The sequence below is a fragment of the Methylobacterium sp. 4-46 genome (genome assembly GCF_000019365.1).
GTDB lineage: Bacteria > Pseudomonadota > Alphaproteobacteria > Rhizobiales > Beijerinckiaceae > Methylobacterium.
Genome location: NC_010511.1, coordinates 6,943,650 through 6,957,650, shown reverse-complemented (window position 1 = coordinate 6,957,650; position 14,001 = coordinate 6,943,650). Strand labels below are relative to the sequence as shown.

Here is a 14,001-nt window from a genome sequence, read left to right as displayed (position 1 = left end):
GCCATCTCGGGCCCTGCTGCTCCGATATTGCCGCCGGGCGCGCCCAATTTGTCACGGGCATGAAGAAAACTTCGCGATCTGCCGCCTCGTCGCGGCTGACTTTCCGTTGTTTCTCGTGCGTTGCCGCGGTGACACAGGGCCGGCTAATCGCCACGCTTCACGGTCCGGTTGGTAGGTCATCGACGCGCCGCGGCCTAAGATCCTGGCCATGGATCTGATCGAACAGCTGATGGCGGGCCTCCCCCTCCCGCGCCTCGCTCGCTTCGTCGCGGCCGCGGGGGCATTCCTGCCGGCGGCCGCGCTCGCCGCCGACCTGACGCCCCGCCCGGTGCCGGCCTTCGTCGAGGCGCCGCCCCCGATGTGGGTCGTCACGCTCTCCGCCAACGTCCAGGCCATGCCGCAATATCCCGGCAGCAAGGACTATACGGGGATCGTCTATCCGTCCGGCAGCATTCGCCGGCTCGGCGAGCCGAAGCGCTTCTCGGCCCCGGACGACGGGATCAGCTTCGCGCTCTACGACTCGCCGAGCCTGCGGATCGGGCCGACCGCCCGCATCCTGACGGGCCGCTACTTCGGCGACAACCGCAAGGCCCTGTTCGGCTTCAAGGACGTGCGCTGGTCGGTGGAGCCCGGGATCTTCGTCGAGTTCTGGCCGATCCCGATCCTGCGCGCGCGGGGCGAGCTGCGCCACGGCGTCTTCGGCCATCACGGCCTCGTCGGCACGCTGGCGCTCGACTACGTGCAGCCCGTCGACCGCTTCGTCCTCTCGCTCGGCCCGCGCTTCAATTTCGGCGACGAGTCCTTCGCCCGCCGCTATTTCGGCGTGACGCCGGACGAGGCCGCCCTCAACGGCCTCGTCACCCCCTACCGGCCCGACACTTACGTGACGGTCGGGGCGCTCGCCGCCCTCACCTACACGTTCAACGAGCAATGGTCGGCCACCGGCTACGCGAGCTACAATCGCATCGTCGCGGATGCCGGGGCGAGCCCGCTGGTGCGCGGCCGCTTCGGCACGCCCGACCAGTTCATCTTCGGCACGCGGGTCGACTACAGCTTCACCATGCCGGCGCCGTTCTGAGCGGCGGCGGCTCGCCCCCTCAGGCGAGGTGGGCCATGCTGCAGCTCTGGCCGCCATCGACCGGCAGGCAGACGCCGGTGATGAAGCGGGCCTCGTCCGAGGCCAGGAACACCGCCGCGTGGGCGATGTCCCAGGCCTCGCCGAGCCGCCCGAGGGGCACGAGCCGGTCGCGGCCCGCGTCGCGGGTCCCGGCCGCCCGGCAATCGTCGCGCAGGGACGTGTCGAGGAGCCCCGGCAGGATGGCGTTCGCCCGGATGCCGTCGCGGGCATATTGCATCGCCACCGCGACCGTCGCCTGGTTCACCGCGGCCTTGGCGGCCCCGTAGGCGAAGGCCGCTGCCCCGGTCCAGCGGATCGAGGCCACGGACGAGATGTTGACGACGGCCCCCCGCCGGCGCGCCCGCATGCCGGGCAGCACGGCCCGGCAGGTGCGCCAGACCCCGCCGACATTCACCTCGATGGCGCGCCGCCACGCCGCCTCGTCGAGGTCCTCCGGCCCGCCGGGCTCGGCCAGGCCGACATTGTTGTGCAGGATGTCGATGCCCCCGAAGCGCCGCTCGGCCGCCGCGACGGCCCGCACCACCGCCTCGGAATCGGTCACGTCCGCGGCGAGCGCCTCGGCGTCGTTGCCCTCCTCGGCGATCAGGTGGGCGGTCTCCTCGGCGGCCTCGGCCAGCCGGTCGACGCAGACCACCCGCGCGCCCTCGCGCGCGAAGGCCACGGCCGCGGCCTTGCCGTTGCCCCAGCCCGTTCCGGCCGAGCCGGCGCCGAAGACGATCGCGGTTTTTCCGATGAGGCGGTCGGGCATGGGGGCAGTCTCGCGTGCCCCGGGAGACTCGCGAGAAACCCCGTCCTCCCGCAACCGGCCGGGGAGCAGGACCGCCATCCGGCGCCCGCATGGCTCCCCGCCGCGGCGCCCGCAAGGGACCCGCCCGGCCTGCGCGCCCCGATGCCCGGATCAGGCCGCCCGCGTCGCCCGCCGCCAGGTCGCCACGGCGAGGCCGAGGGCCAGGGCGACCTGCAGGAAGTTGCCGTCGCTGAGGTAGGGCGAGCCGAGCTGGAGCTGGTGCGCCAGCCGCACGGCGAGGCCGAGGAGCAGGAACGCGCCGCAGAAGGCGAGCGCGGCGAGGAGGAGCGCGAGGAAGTCGTTCATGGTTCAGGCCCGGCGATGTCCGGGCCTCCGTGCAAGGCCGGGGCCAGCCGGGATCAGACCGGCCGCGTCGCCTGCATCGAGGGCCGGGCGCCGAAGCGGGCGAACCACGCATCCGCCGCCGGGTAGCGGCCGTGCCAGTCGATCTCGGCGAAGCGCAGGTCGAGGTAGCCGAGGGCGCAGCCGAACGTGATGGTGCCGATGTCGAGCCGGTCCCCGAGGCCCGGCGCAGCCGCCTCGATCGCCTGGAGCGCGCACTCGATCTTGGCGCGCTGGCCCGCCACCCAGGCCTCCGAGCGCTCGTTCTCCGCCCGCACGCGGGTCTCGTAGACGGTCACCAGGGCCGCGTCGAGCAGGCCGTCGCCGAGGGACTGGGCCGCCAGCACGCCCCAGCGGGTGGCGTTGCGCGGGAACAGCCCGCCCTCCCCGACATGGTCGAGGTACTCGCAGATGACCCGGCTGTCGGCCAGCACGGTGCCGTCGTCGAGGACCAGGGTCGGCACCTGGCCGAGGGGGTTGCGGGCGACGAGGCCGCCGTCCCGGTTCACCGGATGGGCCGCCGCGGGCACCAGGTCCAGCCGGCCGACCAGGCCGAGTTCGTGGGCCGTCACCATCACCTTGCGGACGAAGGGCGACGTCACCGAGTGGTAGAGCTGCATCGGGACCTCCCGGAGAGGGGCGTCAGGGCCGCGGGCGCTGGCCGACCGGGCGCGGGCCCGGCTTCGGGGCGGCGGGCTTGGCGGAAGCGGGCTTGGCGGAAGCGGGCTTGGCGGCGGTGGCGGCCGTGGCGGCCGGCCGCTCGGCCGGCGGGCGCGGGCTCTCGGCGGCGAGGCGGCGCACCGGCCAGCCGTCGCTCCAGCGCTCCATGTCGGTGAAGCGCGGATTGGCCTTGAGCGAGGCGGCGTCCTGCCCCGCGAAGGCGGCGGCCGCCGCCATGTCGAAGGTCTTCCAGAAGCCCAGGTAGTCGAGGGTGTCGGTCCCCGCCGCGTTGATCTGCGCGACGAGGGTCGTCTGCTCCCCGGTGAGCGCCATGTCGGCGGACCACTTGAAGGGCGGCGGCTTCTGCTTCTGATCCTTGGGCGGCTCGGGCGGCAGCTTGATCGCCGCCGCGTCGTAGGCGGCGTTGCTGCCGGCCGGAGAGGCCAGGGTCGCCGAGAGGGCCGGGAAGCCGTGATCGTCCGAGAGCACCCGCATCAGCAGCTTGCGGGCGGGGGGAACCGCCGCGGTCTCGCGCATCAGGCGGCGCGCCGCGAGATCGGCCGCCCGCGCGTCCCGGTCGCCGATGATGGTGATGAGGAGCGTGCCGGGCGCGATCCGGGAGAGGTCGTGGAGCGCGATGCCGCGGGTCTTCTCGTCCCGGGCGATGCCCCCCGGCATGGCGCCGAAGATCAGCTTCGGGGCCGGCAGGCCGGCCTCCGCCGCGTCCGCCGCGAGGTTGGCGGCGATCGGCACGCCCGCGAGGTGGCCGATCAGCGCGAGCCGGGCCGGGTCCGGCTTGGCCTCGGGGTCGCCCGCGAGCGCGTCGAGCGCCTCCTTGACCATCCGGGTCGCCGCCGCGCTGGCATCGGCCGGACGCGTGCGGTTCACCTCCTGGAAGCGGGGGAACAGGACGAGGTAGCCCTCGCGGGCGAGGTGCTCGATCCAGGAGCCGTAGGATTGCGGGTTGACCGCGCCCCAGGCGTGCAGCACCACCGCGACCGGCCGGCCCTCGGCCGGGGCCGGGCCGCTGCCGTAGAACGCGAAGGTGATCGCCCCCGTCCGGCCGAGCGCCCGCTTCACCACCGAGGACGCGGTGTAGGCCTGGCCGCCCGGTCCCTCCTTGGGCTGGGCGGGCGGCGTGGCAGCCCCCGCCTGACCGATCCCCGCGCAGAGGCCGAGTGTCAGGACGAGGGCGTGGCAGGAACGGATCGTGAGGCGCATGCGACCGGGACGAGCGGGGATCCGCCGGCGGTAGCCGGACCGTCGATCCGCCCCACCCGACACCACTTCGCCCGCAATCTCAAGGCTTCATCGGTCGCACGCGGCCCGGCACGGGCAGGTGTGTCGCTTCCGCGGTACAGTCCAGCGGCGAGGAGCGCTGACGGACGAGCGCCCGTCAGCGCTCCTCGCGCCGCTCCCGGTCGAGCGCGTCGAGCTGCGCGATCAGCTGGGTGAGGGTCTCCGGCACGGGCTGGTTGACCGTGTCGGTGTAGAGCGAGCGCAGATCGTGCCCGAGTTTGGCGAGCAGCAGGGCGTCCGCCAGCGACGAGGCCGTCGCATGCGTCTGGCCGAAGCTCGCCGCGTGGTTGCTCGGGATGACCTTCATGGATCGTCTTCGGGCGGGTGCCCTGCCTCCGGTTTGCAACAGCCGCGCGGGACCGTGAGGCGGCAGGCGTCAACAAATCCCGAGTAACAACGCGGCTCCCCGGGCCGGGTTGCGCAGATCCTCCGGATCGAGGGTGCGATGATGCGATTCTCGGTCGTCAACCTTGCACGGCCGTCACGGGCGGGCGCGCCCGGAACGACTGGGACCGCATTCGCGCCCGCGCGGCGGTGACCGGCCGCTTCCGCGACGTCACCGCGCGCCCGGAACAGGCGCAGCGGCGCTCAGCCGGCGCTGGCGTCGCCCACGGCCGAGCGCCCGCCGTGGTAGCCGGCGGCCTGCTCGACGAGGGTGAGGATGTCGAGGGCCCGCCAGGGTTTCGGAATGAAGGTGGCCGACATCCGCAGGTCGCTCGGCTGGTCGCCGGCATCGCCCGAGGTCAGCAGCACGTGGACGCGCGGCCAGGTCACGCCGATGATCCGCGCGAGTTCGAACCCGCCGATCGGCCCCGGGGTGCGCACGTCGGAGAAGACGACGTTCACCTCCCCGCCCCGCTCGCGCAGGATGGCGAGGGCCTTCTCGGCGGTGTCGGCCTCGATGACGCGGAAGCCGGTCTCCTCGAGAAGCGTGGCCGCGAGGAAGCGCTCCTCCGGCTCGTCCTCGACGACCAGGATCACGGGTTGCGTCTTGGCGGCACCGGACTCGCTCATAGCCATGGAACGGGAATCCAGTCCACTGGTTGCATCGCCCTGAACGGTTCTCCCGGCGGGCTCACGGAAGCTTGACCACCAGCGCATCATCTTGCTCTTGATGAACCGAATCAAGGGCGCGCCGGCCACGAGCCCCCGCGTCCGGCCTCGGCGGAACGCCCCGCCCGGTGCCGCGTCGGCCCCTCGCCGTCCCGCTCCTCGCGGATGTCGATGTCTCCCACCCCCATGTTGCGGCATCGGCGCGCGCCCGCAAGGCGGTGCGCGGCCGGATTCCGTTCACGATTCAGCAAAAGAGCGCAGCGCGTGCGCCTCCGCACACGGGCGGGCGGCCCGGAGGCCGGACCGCCCGCCCGTCGCGGCTCGGGCCGCGGGCTCCCGCGCGACTCAGGCCGCGGCGGCCTTGCGGCTCTTCGCCGGCCAGCCGAGGGCCACGAGGCGCTGCTTGGCGTGCTCGCGCACCTCGTCGCGCAGCCCCGGCGCCATGGCGGCGAGCCGCGCCTGGGTCGCGGGGTCGAGCATCAGGTCGGTGACGGCGTTGATGCTCTTGGCCTTGTCGATCTCGGCCTTCAGGTCGGCCTCCGCCGCCTGGGAGGCGTCCGGCAGGGCCTCGCCCTCGCGGGTGACGTCCGCGAGATCCTCCGCGTCCTCCTCGTCGGGCGCCTGGATCCGCGCCGGCTTGGCCCGCGCGGCCGATGCGCCGGCCTGCGGCGCGGAGGCGCCGTGCGGCGCGGAGGCGCCATGCGGCGCGGAGGCGCCGCCCTGGAGGTCGGGCCGGGAGGCCCTGAACTCGTCCGCCTCATCCTCCGAGTAGAGCAGGCCGTGGAGCCCCACGAGCTTCAGGATCACGCGGTCCTTCGCCCGCTTCTCCGCCATGGCGTAGACGTAGGCCGGCTGCTTGCCGCCGATCTTGTAGTTCACGCCGATGAGCGCCTCGCCGATCGACCACTCGCTGCGCTCGCCGTTCGGGCCCGGCATGTGCCCGGTGACCAGGATCACCGCCTCGTCGCGCTCCGCGCGCACGATCACGGGCGCGTCGAAGCGGATGCGGGCCTGGGCGGCGATCCGCTCCAGGGCCTTGTGATAGATCACGGCGGTTCCCTGCACCCGCCAGACGTTGCCGGCCAGAGGCTCCCCGTAGGTCGCGAGGATCTCCGCGATCTGCTTGTCGGTCGTTGCACTCATGCGATCGATCTCACCTGCTCGAAGGCGGCGCCGGGGCCCGCGCGGGACACCCGCCACCACGTCCGCTGGTCTAGCACGAATCACTCCGAAGAGCGAGTGATTTGTACCGTTTTTGCGAAGCACAGCCGCGCCCGACCGCCGCATTTCGGACCCGAGCTCCGGCTAGAGACGACGCAGATCCGGCAGAAGCTCAAGATCATAATGGCCAAGCTTGCGGTGCGGTCACTGCCGGGTCGTTGACCATCCGGGCCATGTTCGCGTATCGTTCTTGTTACCTCATCCAAGAAGATCTTGCAGCGTGGCCTGCTGGGCTGCGCCTGCCGGCGCTCCGGGAGTCCCTCACCGCCATGACCGCCCCGCTCCTGCACGATCCCGCCCTCCTCGAACGCCCGGGGGCCCGCCGCGGCGCGGCCCGGGCGGGCGGGCGCCGGGCGGCGCCGGCCCCGGCCGCCCCCCGCATGGCGCTCGTCGCCGATTTCCTGGCGATCGCGGCCCTCGACCCGGCCGTGGAGACCCTGCGCGCCGGGCCCGCGCCGGCCCGGCTGCTGCTCGGGGACGAGGCGGTGGCGCACGCGGCCGATTTCGAAGTGAGCCGGACGGACGAGCCGGGGCTCCTCGTCGACGTGGTGGCGGAGGCGGACCTCGCCCGCCACCCGCTCCGCACCGCCTACGTGGCGGGGGAACCGGTCTGGGCCGAGGACGGGCGCCGCTTCGTGATCGAGAGCGCCGCCACCGTGCGGGCCGAGCCGCGGCTCTCGACGGTGCGGCTGGTGATGGCCTGCCGGCGCAGCTTCGTGTCGGCGGGCGACCGGGTGCGCATCCTGCACTACCTCGACGAGTGCGGGACCGGCCGGCTGGTCGATTGCGCCGGGGTGGTGCAGAACGCCGTGGACGGGGTGGCGGCCGTGCTGGCGCTGGCGGTCGAGGGGCTCGTCGCGATCGACATCGCGCGGCCGATCCTGCCGGAGACCCCGGTGCGCCGCCGCCCCCTGCCCTTCGCGGACCCGTTCGGGTTCTGAGCGGTACGGCCCGCCGCAGCGATTGCCGGGACCGGCATCGCGGCGCCGAGCCGGCGCCCCCGGGTCATCGGCCGAGCGCGGAACCGGGCGGAGTCTCGGCCAGGACATCCGCGAGGCGGGCCTGAAGGTACGGCACCGCGTCGGCGCGGCGCAGGAAGAGCCCGGCCGGCATCATGGTCCAGGCCTCGCCCTCATCCCCGAACCGGATCCGCGCCACCTCCTCGGGGCCGATCGCGGCGGCGAAGAACCAGCTCGCCGCGCGGCCCTCGGCGAGGGGCGGGTAGCGGCGCGCCCAGGCGAGCCGGCCGGGCGCGAGCCGGATCCCGAACTCCTCGCCGAGCTCCCGCAGCACGCAGGCGACCGGCGATTCGTCCCCCTCGCGCCCGCCGCCCGGCAGATCCCAGAGACCCGGGAAGGGGATGCCCGGATTCCGGTCGCGCCGGTAGGCGACGAGGTCCGCCCCGCACAGGAGGGCGAGCTTGGCGCCGACGAAGGCCTCACCGTCCCACATCGGCTCTCCGGCCCCTTGCGATCTGCCCCGGCGGCAGCGAGAAGGCGTGACCGTCCGCGCGAGGTGGGGCCAGGATGATGGGCGACGACGATTACGTCTACGACGAGGCGACCGGCGAGTGGCGCCCGGCCGCGGAGGTCGCGGCCGCGGCGGCCGCCGCGGCGCGGGTGGAGGTGCGCGACGCCTCCGGCACCCTGCTGGCGGACGGCGATTCCGTCACCCTGATCAAGGACCTCAAGGTCAAGGGCGCCAACCAGGTTCTCAAGCAGGGCACGGTGATCCGCTCGATCCGGCTGACCGACGACCCCGAGGAGATCGACTGCCGCCACGACACGATCAAGGGCCTCGTGCTGCGCACCGAATTCGTGCGCAAGCGCTGAGGCCGGGGCGCCCCGTCAGGGCGCCGCCGCGACCCCGTGATGGGCGTCGAGGGTGGCGGCCTCCGTCGGCACCGTCGCGGCGACCGCGTCGCGGCGGCGGCGATCCGGGGTAGCGGCCTCGCCGACGAGGTCGGCGAGCGCTTGGTCGAGGGGCAGCGTGCGGGTCTGCTGGCTGCCGAGCCGCCGGATCGACACCGTCCGCTCCTCGCCCTCGCGGCGCCCGACCACCAGCATCACCGGCACCTTGGCGTGCGAGTGCTCGCGGACCTTGTAGTTGATCTTCTCGTTGCGCAGGTCGATCTCGGCCCGCAGCCCCGCCGCCTCGCAGGCGGCCAGCACGTCGCTCGCGTAGGGATCGGCGTCGCTCGTGATCGTCGCCACCACCACCTGCAGGGGCGCGAGCCAGAGCGGGAAGTGGCCGGCGAAATGCTCGATCAATATCCCGGCGAAGCGCTCCATCGAGCCGCAGATCGCCCGGTGCACCATCACGGGCGTCTTCTTCTGGCCGTCCGCGTCGACGTAGAAGGCGCCGAACCGCTCGGGCAGGTTGAAGTCCACCTGCGTGGTGCCGCATTGCCAGTCGCGGCCGATCGCGTCGCGCAGCACGTACTCGAATTTCGGCCCGTAGAAGGCCCCCTCGCCCGGGTTGATCGCGGTCCGGATGCGTCCCCCCGACTGCTCCTCGATCTCGCTGAGGACCCGGGTCATCACCGCCTCGGCGTGGTCCCAGAGCGCGTCCGAGCCGACCCGCTTCTCCGGCCGGGTCGAGAGCTTCACGACGATCTCGTCGAAGCCGAAATCCGCGTAGGTCGAGAGGATCAGGTCGTTGATCTTCAGGCACTCGGCGGCGAGCTGGGCCTCGGTGCAGAAGACGTGGGCGTCGTCCTGCGTGAAGGCGCGCACCCGCATCAGCCCGTGCAGCGCGCCGGACGGCTCGTAGCGCGACACGGCGCCGAACTCGGCCAGGCGCAGCGGCAGGTCGCGGTAGGACTTCAAGCCGTGCTTGAAGATCTGCACGTGGCCGGGGCAGTTCATCGGCTTGATCGCGAAGACGCGCTCGTCCTCGGTCTTGGTGACGAACATGTTCTCCCGGTACCAGTCCCAGTGGCCCGAGGTCTCCCACAGGGCCTTGTCGAGGATCTGGGGGGCATTCACCTCGCGGTAATCGGCCTTCAGGCGGCGCCGCATGTAGGCGATGAGCTCCTGGAAGAGCGTCCAGCCCTTCGGGTGCCAGAACACGACGCCCGGTCCCTCCTCCTGGAAGTGGAAGAGGTCCATCTCGCGGCCGAGGCGGCGGTGGTCGCGCCGCTCGGCCTCCTCCAGCCGGTGCAGGTAGGCGTCGAGGTCGGCCTGCGAGGCCCAGGCCGTGCCGTAGATCCGGCTCAGCATCGGCTTCGTCGAGTCGCCCCGCCAGTAGGCGCCCGCGACCTTCATCAGCTTGAAGGCCGTGCCGACCTTGCCGGTCGAGGTCATGTGCGGGCCGCGGCAGAGGTCGAACCACTCGCCCTGCCGGTAGATCTTGAGATCCTCGCCCTCCGGGATGGCGTCCACGAGCTCGACCTTGAAGCTCTCGCCCTTCTCGGCGAACAGCGCGCGCACGGCGTCGCGGGCCCAGACCTCCTTGGTGAAGGCCGCGTCGCGGGCGATGATCTCGCGCATCCGCGCCTCGATCGCCGGGAAGTCCTCCGGCGAGAACGGGGTCTCGCGGTAGAAGTCGTAGTAGAAGCCGTTCTCGATCACCGGGCCGATCGTGACCTGGGTGCCGGGCCAGAGCGACTGCACGGCCTCGGCGAGGACGTGCGCGCAATCGTGGCGGATCAGTTCGAGCGCGCGCGGATCGGTGCGGTCGAGGAACTCGATCCGGGCATCGCGCGTGATCGCGTCGTCGAGGTCGCGGACCTGGCCGTCGAGGGCCATCGCGACCGTGCGCTTGGCCAGGGACTTGGCGATGCCCTCGACCACCGCGCGGCCGGTGACCGCGGCGTCGTAGGCGCGGGTGGCACCGTCGGGGAATGTCAGGATCGGCATGGGACGGGCTCCTTCGGCTCACTCCTGCGCACCGTGCAGGTAAGCGGATCGGATCGGGGCCGCCTCCATAGCAGCGCGGCCGGAAAAGGCCAGACGGATCACTCGCCGAGGGGTGCCGGCGCGTTGACCCCGCGCCAGCGGCCGTAGGCCCAGGGCCGGTGCCAGGCCGCGCCCTCCGGCAGCGCCTCGCAGACGAGGTCGATGCCGTGGGTGCCGAAGGGCCCGCAGCGGCAGATCCGGGCGAGGCCCATCCAGCCGCCGGCCCAGAGCCCGTGGCGCTGGATCGCCTCGTCCGCGTAGGCCGAGCAGGAGGGCCAGTGCCGGCACTGGCGCCCGACGAGGCCCGACAGCGTGAGCTGGTAGGCGCGGATCGCCGCGTGGGCGGCGCGGCGGGGCAGGCTCACGCCCCCGCCTCGGCGGGGCTCGGCCGGGCCGCGATCTGGTCGAGCGCCTCCACCACCGCGTCGAAGGTGAGGAGCGTCGAGGCGTGGCGCGCCTTGTAGTCGCGCACCGGCTCCAGCACCGCGAAGGCGGCCCATTTGCCGGCCGGGGCCGGTCCCCCCTCCTTGAGCATGCGCCGCACCTGGTCGCGCAGGTCGCGCAGCTCCGCGGCGCTCGCCCCGACCACGTGCCGCGCCATCAGCGAGGAGGAGGCCTGGCCGAGGGCGCAGGCCTTCACGTCGTGGGCGAAGTCCGTGACGGTCCCGCCCTCGGTGACGAGGTCGACCGTCACCGTCGAGCCGCAGAGCTTGGAATGCTTGCTCGCGCTCGCCTGCGGGGCCGCCAGGCGGCCGAGCCGGGGGATGTCGGCGGCGAGTTCGAGGATGCGCCTGTTGTAGATGTCGCTCAGCATGGCCGCTTCGGACTTTGGACGAGGGAGCCCCCGCCGGGGACGATGGTCTCCACCGTGGACTTCGGATCGGCACCGGACCATGGTGGTCTGCCGTGCAGCCGGCGCATTGCGCGCCGGACGCAGACGCACGATATAGGCGGCCCGACCCCGGATCGCGAGGCGCGGCGCGTGGGCGCGCCCATGCGGGCGGCGCGGGCCTCCCGGGGCGGGGGCCGGCGGGGAAGAGGCGCAGGTGAGGCCCGTATCCCGCGGGCGGGAGGCTCCATGGATGCGGTGCTGAAGTCCTTGTCGGTCCGCCTGCCGGACGCCGCCGACAAGCGCAGCGACACGGGCCGCCCCGAGCGCGTGACCGAGCGGCCGACCCGGCAGGAGGCCGAGGCGGCGGTGCGCACCCTGATCCGCTGGGCCGGCGACGATCCCGAGCGCGAGGGCCTGCGCGAGACGCCCCAGCGCGTCGCCCGCGCCTACGAGCAGATCTTCGGCGGCTACCGCCAGGAGCCGACCCACATCCTCGACCGCGTCTTCGAGGAGGTCGAGGGCTACGGCGACATCGTGCTGGTGCGCGACATCCCGTTCCACTCCCATTGCGAGCACCACATGGTGCCGTTCATCGGCCGGGCGCACATCGCCTATTACCCGCGCCGGGGCGTGGTCGGGCTCTCGAAGCTCGCCCGGGTGGTCGATGCCTTCGCGCGCCGGCTGCAGACCCAGGAGACGATGACGGCCCAGATCGCCGACACGATCGACGCGGTGCTCAATCCCCGCGGGGTCGCCGTGATGGTCGAGGCCGAGCACCTCTGCATGGCGATGCGCGGGGTGCAGAAGGCGGGCGTCTCGACGCTCACCACCCAGTTCACCGGCGTGTTCAAGCAGGACCCGCACGAGCAGGTCCGCTTCCTCACCCTCGTGCGCGACCAGCGCTGATGGCCCTCGCCTTCGCGCCGCCCGGGGACCGGCACCAGGTCGAGGAGGGCGCCGCCTTCACGCCGCGCTTCGGGCCGGACGGGCTGATCACGGCGCTCGCCGTCGACGCCGAGACCGGCGAGGTGCTGATGCTCGCCCACATGAACCGGGACTCCCTCGCCCGCACCTTGGAGACCGGGGAGGCGTGGTACTGGTCGCGCTCGCGGGGCGAGCTCTGGCACAAGGGTGCGACGAGCGGCCAGGTCCAGAGCGTGGTGGAGATCCGGGTCGATTGCGACCAGGACGCGCTGCTGCTGCGGGTGAGGGTCGGCGGCGACGGCGGCTGCTGCCACACCGGCCGCCGCTCCTGCTTCTACCGCGCGGTCGAGGCCGGGCCGGCCGGGGCCCGCCTCGTCCCGGCCGGGTGAGGCGCCCTCAGCGCGCCGCCTCGGCGCGCCGGTCCGTGCCCTTCCGTGCGGTCTCGCCGCCCTTGACCTCGGCTTCGCCGCCCTTGACCTCGGCTTCGCCGCCCTTGACCTCGGCTTCGCCGCCCTTGACCTCGGCTTCGCCGCGCTTGGCCTCGGCCTCGCCGCCCTTGCCCTCGATCGCGCTCGTGGTGACGGCGTCCGGCCGCCAGTCGAAGGCCGTGCCGTCGCGCCCGAGCGCCTCGCCATGGGCGAAGAGCGCCCGCATGTAGCCCTGGTCGAAGGGCGCGGGCGAGCGGCGGCTGAAGCGGGAATCGATCAGCGCCACGTGCAGCGTCAGGCCGGTGCGGCCCGCGAAGCCGCGGGCGAGCGCGACCGCCGCGGCGGTCTGGGCCCGGATCGCCGCCGAGAGCGAGCGGCCGAGGACGCTCAGCATCGTGCGCGAGGCGACCTGGAAATCGGGCGCGAGGCTGTTGTTGACGACGAGGTAGACGGCGGGCGCGGGCAGGCCGCCCGGCTCCTCCCCGAGGATCTGGCGGCCCGGCGCCAGGAAGAACGGGGCGGTGGTGCCGCCGTCCGCGTGCATCTCCTGGAACCTCTTGCCGGACGGGCCGGCCGCGTCGATCATCACCGGCGGGAAGAGCCCGGGGACCGCCGCCGAGGCGAGCATCACCTCGCGGAACAGCTTGAGCCCGGCGGGCCCGCCGATCCCGGCGATGGCCCCCATGTCCCACAGGACCGGGCGGCCGCTGTCGAGCTCGGTCGTCGCCACCAGGAGGCGGCGGCCCTTGCGGTGCTCGGCCGCGACCTCGGCGAGGAGCGCGGGCGTGACGCTCTTCTCGATCTGGCGCTTCAGCGGCCAGGTGTCGGTGAGCGCCGCGTCGCTGCCCCCGAACTCGAACACGTCCGCGGCGGTGGTCTGCGTGTAGGCCTGTTCGAGGGCCGCGTCGTAGCGGGCGCCCGCGAAGGCGAAGGGGGCGATCAGCGCGCCGGTCGAGACCCCCGTGACGACGCCGAAATCCGGCCGGTTCCCGGCGCCGCTCCAGCCCTTCAGCAGACCCGCCGCGTAGGCGCCGTTCTCGCCCCCGCCCGAGAGCACGAGCCAGGGCGCCTGCCCGGCCCGCGGCGCCCCGGCCAGGAGGTCGCGGAAGGCGGCGGGGTCGTCGCCGTTCAGGCGGACCTGCGCGGGCAGACCCTCGGGCCGCGCCGCCGCGAGGTCGCCGGCCGTGAACTCGGTGCGGGCGAACTCGGTGCGGGCGTCGCCGCGCCGTCCGGGGGCCGCCGGGTTGCCGGCCGTCGCCGGCGTCGCGAGGCCCGCCCCGAGGAGCAGAATCGCGGCGCAGGCCATGCCGCGCCGCCGGGTCGATCCCGACATCGTCTCGTCCTCCGCCGCCCGCCTCGCAGAGGAAACGCCCCGCTCCCGGCCCCGTTCCGGCCCGGCGCCGCCGCATGTGCGGGAC

Annotated in this window: 17 protein-coding genes; 5 read left to right on the top strand and 12 right to left on the bottom strand. The window is 73.5% G+C overall.

What is annotated here, in order from left to right:
• Nucleotides 1-208: 208 nt before the first annotated feature.
• The gene (locus tag M446_RS30655) at nt 209-1,078 is read left to right on the top strand and encodes a MipA/OmpV family protein (protein WP_012335977.1); all 870 of its coding nucleotides are present in this window, start codon (nt 209-211) and stop codon (nt 1,076-1,078) included.
• A gap of 19 nt (nt 1,079-1,097) precedes the next feature.
• Here M446_RS30655 and M446_RS30650 read toward each other — a convergent pair whose 3' ends face one another.
• The 7 genes from M446_RS30650 to M446_RS30620 form a co-directional block, all read right to left on the bottom strand.
• Nucleotides 1,098-1,886: an SDR family NAD(P)-dependent oxidoreductase gene (locus M446_RS30650; RefSeq protein ID WP_012335976.1), complete on the bottom strand. Its 789-nt coding sequence runs from the start codon at nt 1,884-1,886 to the stop codon at nt 1,098-1,100.
• Nucleotides 1,887-2,036: 150 nt separating this feature from the next.
• A complete protein-coding gene (locus M446_RS30645) occupies nt 2,037-2,231 on the bottom strand; it encodes a hypothetical protein (RefSeq protein WP_012335975.1) in 195 nt (64 codons plus the stop codon).
• A 53-nt stretch (nt 2,232-2,284) separates the two neighbouring features.
• Nucleotides 2,285-2,887 carry a glutathione S-transferase gene (locus M446_RS30640; RefSeq protein ID WP_012335974.1) on the bottom strand — a complete coding sequence of 201 codons (603 nt, stop codon included), beginning with the start codon at nt 2,885-2,887 and terminating at the stop codon, nt 2,285-2,287.
• 22 nt (nt 2,888-2,909) lie between these two features.
• Complete coding sequence (locus tag M446_RS30635; protein ID WP_012335973.1) at nt 2,910-4,148, bottom strand: chlorophyllase/cutinase-like alpha/beta fold protein; 1,239 nt, start codon at nt 4,146-4,148, stop codon at nt 2,910-2,912.
• A 175-nt stretch (nt 4,149-4,323) separates the two neighbouring features.
• Entirely contained in the window at nt 4,324-4,533 is a 210-nt protein-coding gene (locus tag M446_RS30630) for a NepR family anti-sigma factor (RefSeq protein ID WP_012335972.1), read from the bottom strand.
• A 281-nt stretch (nt 4,534-4,814) separates the two neighbouring features.
• Nucleotides 4,815-5,240, bottom strand: coding sequence for a response regulator (locus tag M446_RS30625; protein WP_012335971.1), 426 nt, complete (start codon nt 5,238-5,240; stop codon nt 4,815-4,817).
• 384 nt (nt 5,241-5,624) lie between these two features.
• Nucleotides 5,625-6,422, bottom strand: coding sequence for a hypothetical protein (locus M446_RS30620; protein WP_012335970.1), 798 nt, complete (start codon nt 6,420-6,422; stop codon nt 5,625-5,627).
• Nucleotides 6,423-6,769: 347 nt separating this feature from the next.
• Between M446_RS30620 and M446_RS30615 the strand changes: the two genes are divergently transcribed.
• Nucleotides 6,770-7,441, top strand: a complete 672-nt coding sequence (locus M446_RS30615; RefSeq protein WP_012335969.1) for a hypothetical protein — start codon at nt 6,770-6,772, stop codon at nt 7,439-7,441.
• A gap of 64 nt (nt 7,442-7,505) precedes the next feature.
• Here the strand turns inward: M446_RS30615 and M446_RS30610 are convergent, their stop codons facing one another.
• Nucleotides 7,506-7,952 carry an NUDIX hydrolase gene (locus M446_RS30610; RefSeq protein WP_012335968.1) on the bottom strand — a complete coding sequence of 149 codons (447 nt, stop codon included), beginning with the start codon at nt 7,950-7,952 and terminating at the stop codon, nt 7,506-7,508.
• 77 nt (nt 7,953-8,029) lie between these two features.
• Here M446_RS30610 and M446_RS30605 point away from each other — a divergent pair, with 77 nt between their 5' ends.
• Complete coding sequence (locus M446_RS30605; protein WP_018263469.1) at nt 8,030-8,332, top strand: alkylphosphonate utilization protein; 303 nt, start codon at nt 8,030-8,032, stop codon at nt 8,330-8,332.
• 15 nt (nt 8,333-8,347) lie between these two features.
• Here M446_RS30605 and thrS read toward each other — a convergent pair whose 3' ends face one another.
• From thrS to M446_RS30590, 3 genes are all read right to left on the bottom strand, one after another.
• Nucleotides 8,348-10,360 carry a threonine--tRNA ligase gene (thrS, locus tag M446_RS30600; RefSeq protein WP_012335966.1) on the bottom strand — a complete coding sequence of 671 codons (2,013 nt, stop codon included), beginning with the start codon at nt 10,358-10,360 and terminating at the stop codon, nt 8,348-8,350.
• A gap of 98 nt (nt 10,361-10,458) precedes the next feature.
• A complete protein-coding gene (gene yidD, locus M446_RS30595; protein ID WP_012335965.1) occupies nt 10,459-10,764 on the bottom strand; it encodes a membrane protein insertion efficiency factor YidD in 306 nt (101 codons plus the stop codon).
• Nucleotides 10,761-11,213: an iron-sulfur cluster assembly scaffold protein gene (locus M446_RS30590; protein WP_012335964.1), complete on the bottom strand. Its 453-nt coding sequence runs from the start codon at nt 11,211-11,213 to the stop codon at nt 10,761-10,763. Before M446_RS30590 ends, yidD begins: the two co-directional genes overlap by 4 nt.
• Nucleotides 11,214-11,477: 264 nt before the next feature.
• On the opposite strand from M446_RS30590, the gene folE reads away from it, so the two are divergent.
• Nucleotides 11,478-12,137, top strand: a complete 660-nt coding sequence (gene folE / locus M446_RS30585) for a GTP cyclohydrolase I FolE (RefSeq protein WP_012335963.1) — start codon at nt 11,478-11,480, stop codon at nt 12,135-12,137.
• Nucleotides 12,137-12,544 carry a phosphoribosyl-AMP cyclohydrolase gene (gene hisI, locus M446_RS30580; protein ID WP_012335962.1) on the top strand — a complete coding sequence of 136 codons (408 nt, stop codon included), beginning with the start codon at nt 12,137-12,139 and terminating at the stop codon, nt 12,542-12,544. Before folE ends, hisI begins: the two co-directional genes overlap by 1 nt.
• Before the next feature lie 7 nt (nt 12,545-12,551).
• Here hisI and M446_RS30575 read toward each other — a convergent pair whose 3' ends face one another.
• Complete coding sequence (locus M446_RS30575) at nt 12,552-13,916, bottom strand: patatin-like phospholipase family protein (RefSeq protein WP_012335961.1); 1,365 nt, start codon at nt 13,914-13,916, stop codon at nt 12,552-12,554.
• Nucleotides 13,917-14,001: the final 85 nt, after the last annotated feature.

Bases quoted from the DNA above. Each gene is read 5' to 3' on its own strand.
- M446_RS30575 (WP_012335961.1), bottom strand. From the start codon at position 13,916: ATGTCGGGATCGACCCGGCGGCGCGGCATGGCCTGCGCCGCGATTCTG.
- M446_RS30630 (WP_012335972.1), bottom strand. From the start codon at position 4,533: ATGAAGGTCATCCCGAGCAACCACGCGGCGAGCTTCGGCCAGACGCAT.
- M446_RS30610 (WP_012335968.1), bottom strand. From the start codon at position 7,952: ATGTGGGACGGTGAGGCCTTCGTCGGCGCCAAGCTCGCCCTCCTGTGC.
- M446_RS30650 (WP_012335976.1), bottom strand. From the start codon at position 1,886: ATGCCCGACCGCCTCATCGGAAAAACCGCGATCGTCTTCGGCGCCGGC.
- folE (WP_012335963.1), top strand. From the start codon at position 11,478: ATGGATGCGGTGCTGAAGTCCTTGTCGGTCCGCCTGCCGGACGCCGCC.
- thrS (WP_012335966.1), bottom strand. From the start codon at position 10,360: ATGCCGATCCTGACATTCCCCGACGGTGCCACCCGCGCCTACGACGCC.
- M446_RS30605 (WP_018263469.1), top strand. From the start codon at position 8,030: ATGGGCGACGACGATTACGTCTACGACGAGGCGACCGGCGAGTGGCGC.
- M446_RS30635 (WP_012335973.1), bottom strand. From the start codon at position 4,148: ATGCGCCTCACGATCCGTTCCTGCCACGCCCTCGTCCTGACACTCGGC.
- M446_RS30625 (WP_012335971.1), bottom strand. From the start codon at position 5,240: ATGAGCGAGTCCGGTGCCGCCAAGACGCAACCCGTGATCCTGGTCGTC.
- M446_RS30640 (WP_012335974.1), bottom strand. From the start codon at position 2,887: ATGCAGCTCTACCACTCGGTGACGTCGCCCTTCGTCCGCAAGGTGATG.
- M446_RS30590 (WP_012335964.1), bottom strand. From the start codon at position 11,213: ATGCTGAGCGACATCTACAACAGGCGCATCCTCGAACTCGCCGCCGAC.
- M446_RS30655 (WP_012335977.1), top strand. From the start codon at position 209: ATGGATCTGATCGAACAGCTGATGGCGGGCCTCCCCCTCCCGCGCCTC.
- M446_RS30645 (WP_012335975.1), bottom strand. From the start codon at position 2,231: ATGAACGACTTCCTCGCGCTCCTCCTCGCCGCGCTCGCCTTCTGCGGC.
- M446_RS30620 (WP_012335970.1), bottom strand. From the start codon at position 6,422: ATGAGTGCAACGACCGACAAGCAGATCGCGGAGATCCTCGCGACCTAC.
- hisI (WP_012335962.1), top strand. From the start codon at position 12,137: ATGGCCCTCGCCTTCGCGCCGCCCGGGGACCGGCACCAGGTCGAGGAG.
- M446_RS30615 (WP_012335969.1), top strand. From the start codon at position 6,770: ATGACCGCCCCGCTCCTGCACGATCCCGCCCTCCTCGAACGCCCGGGG.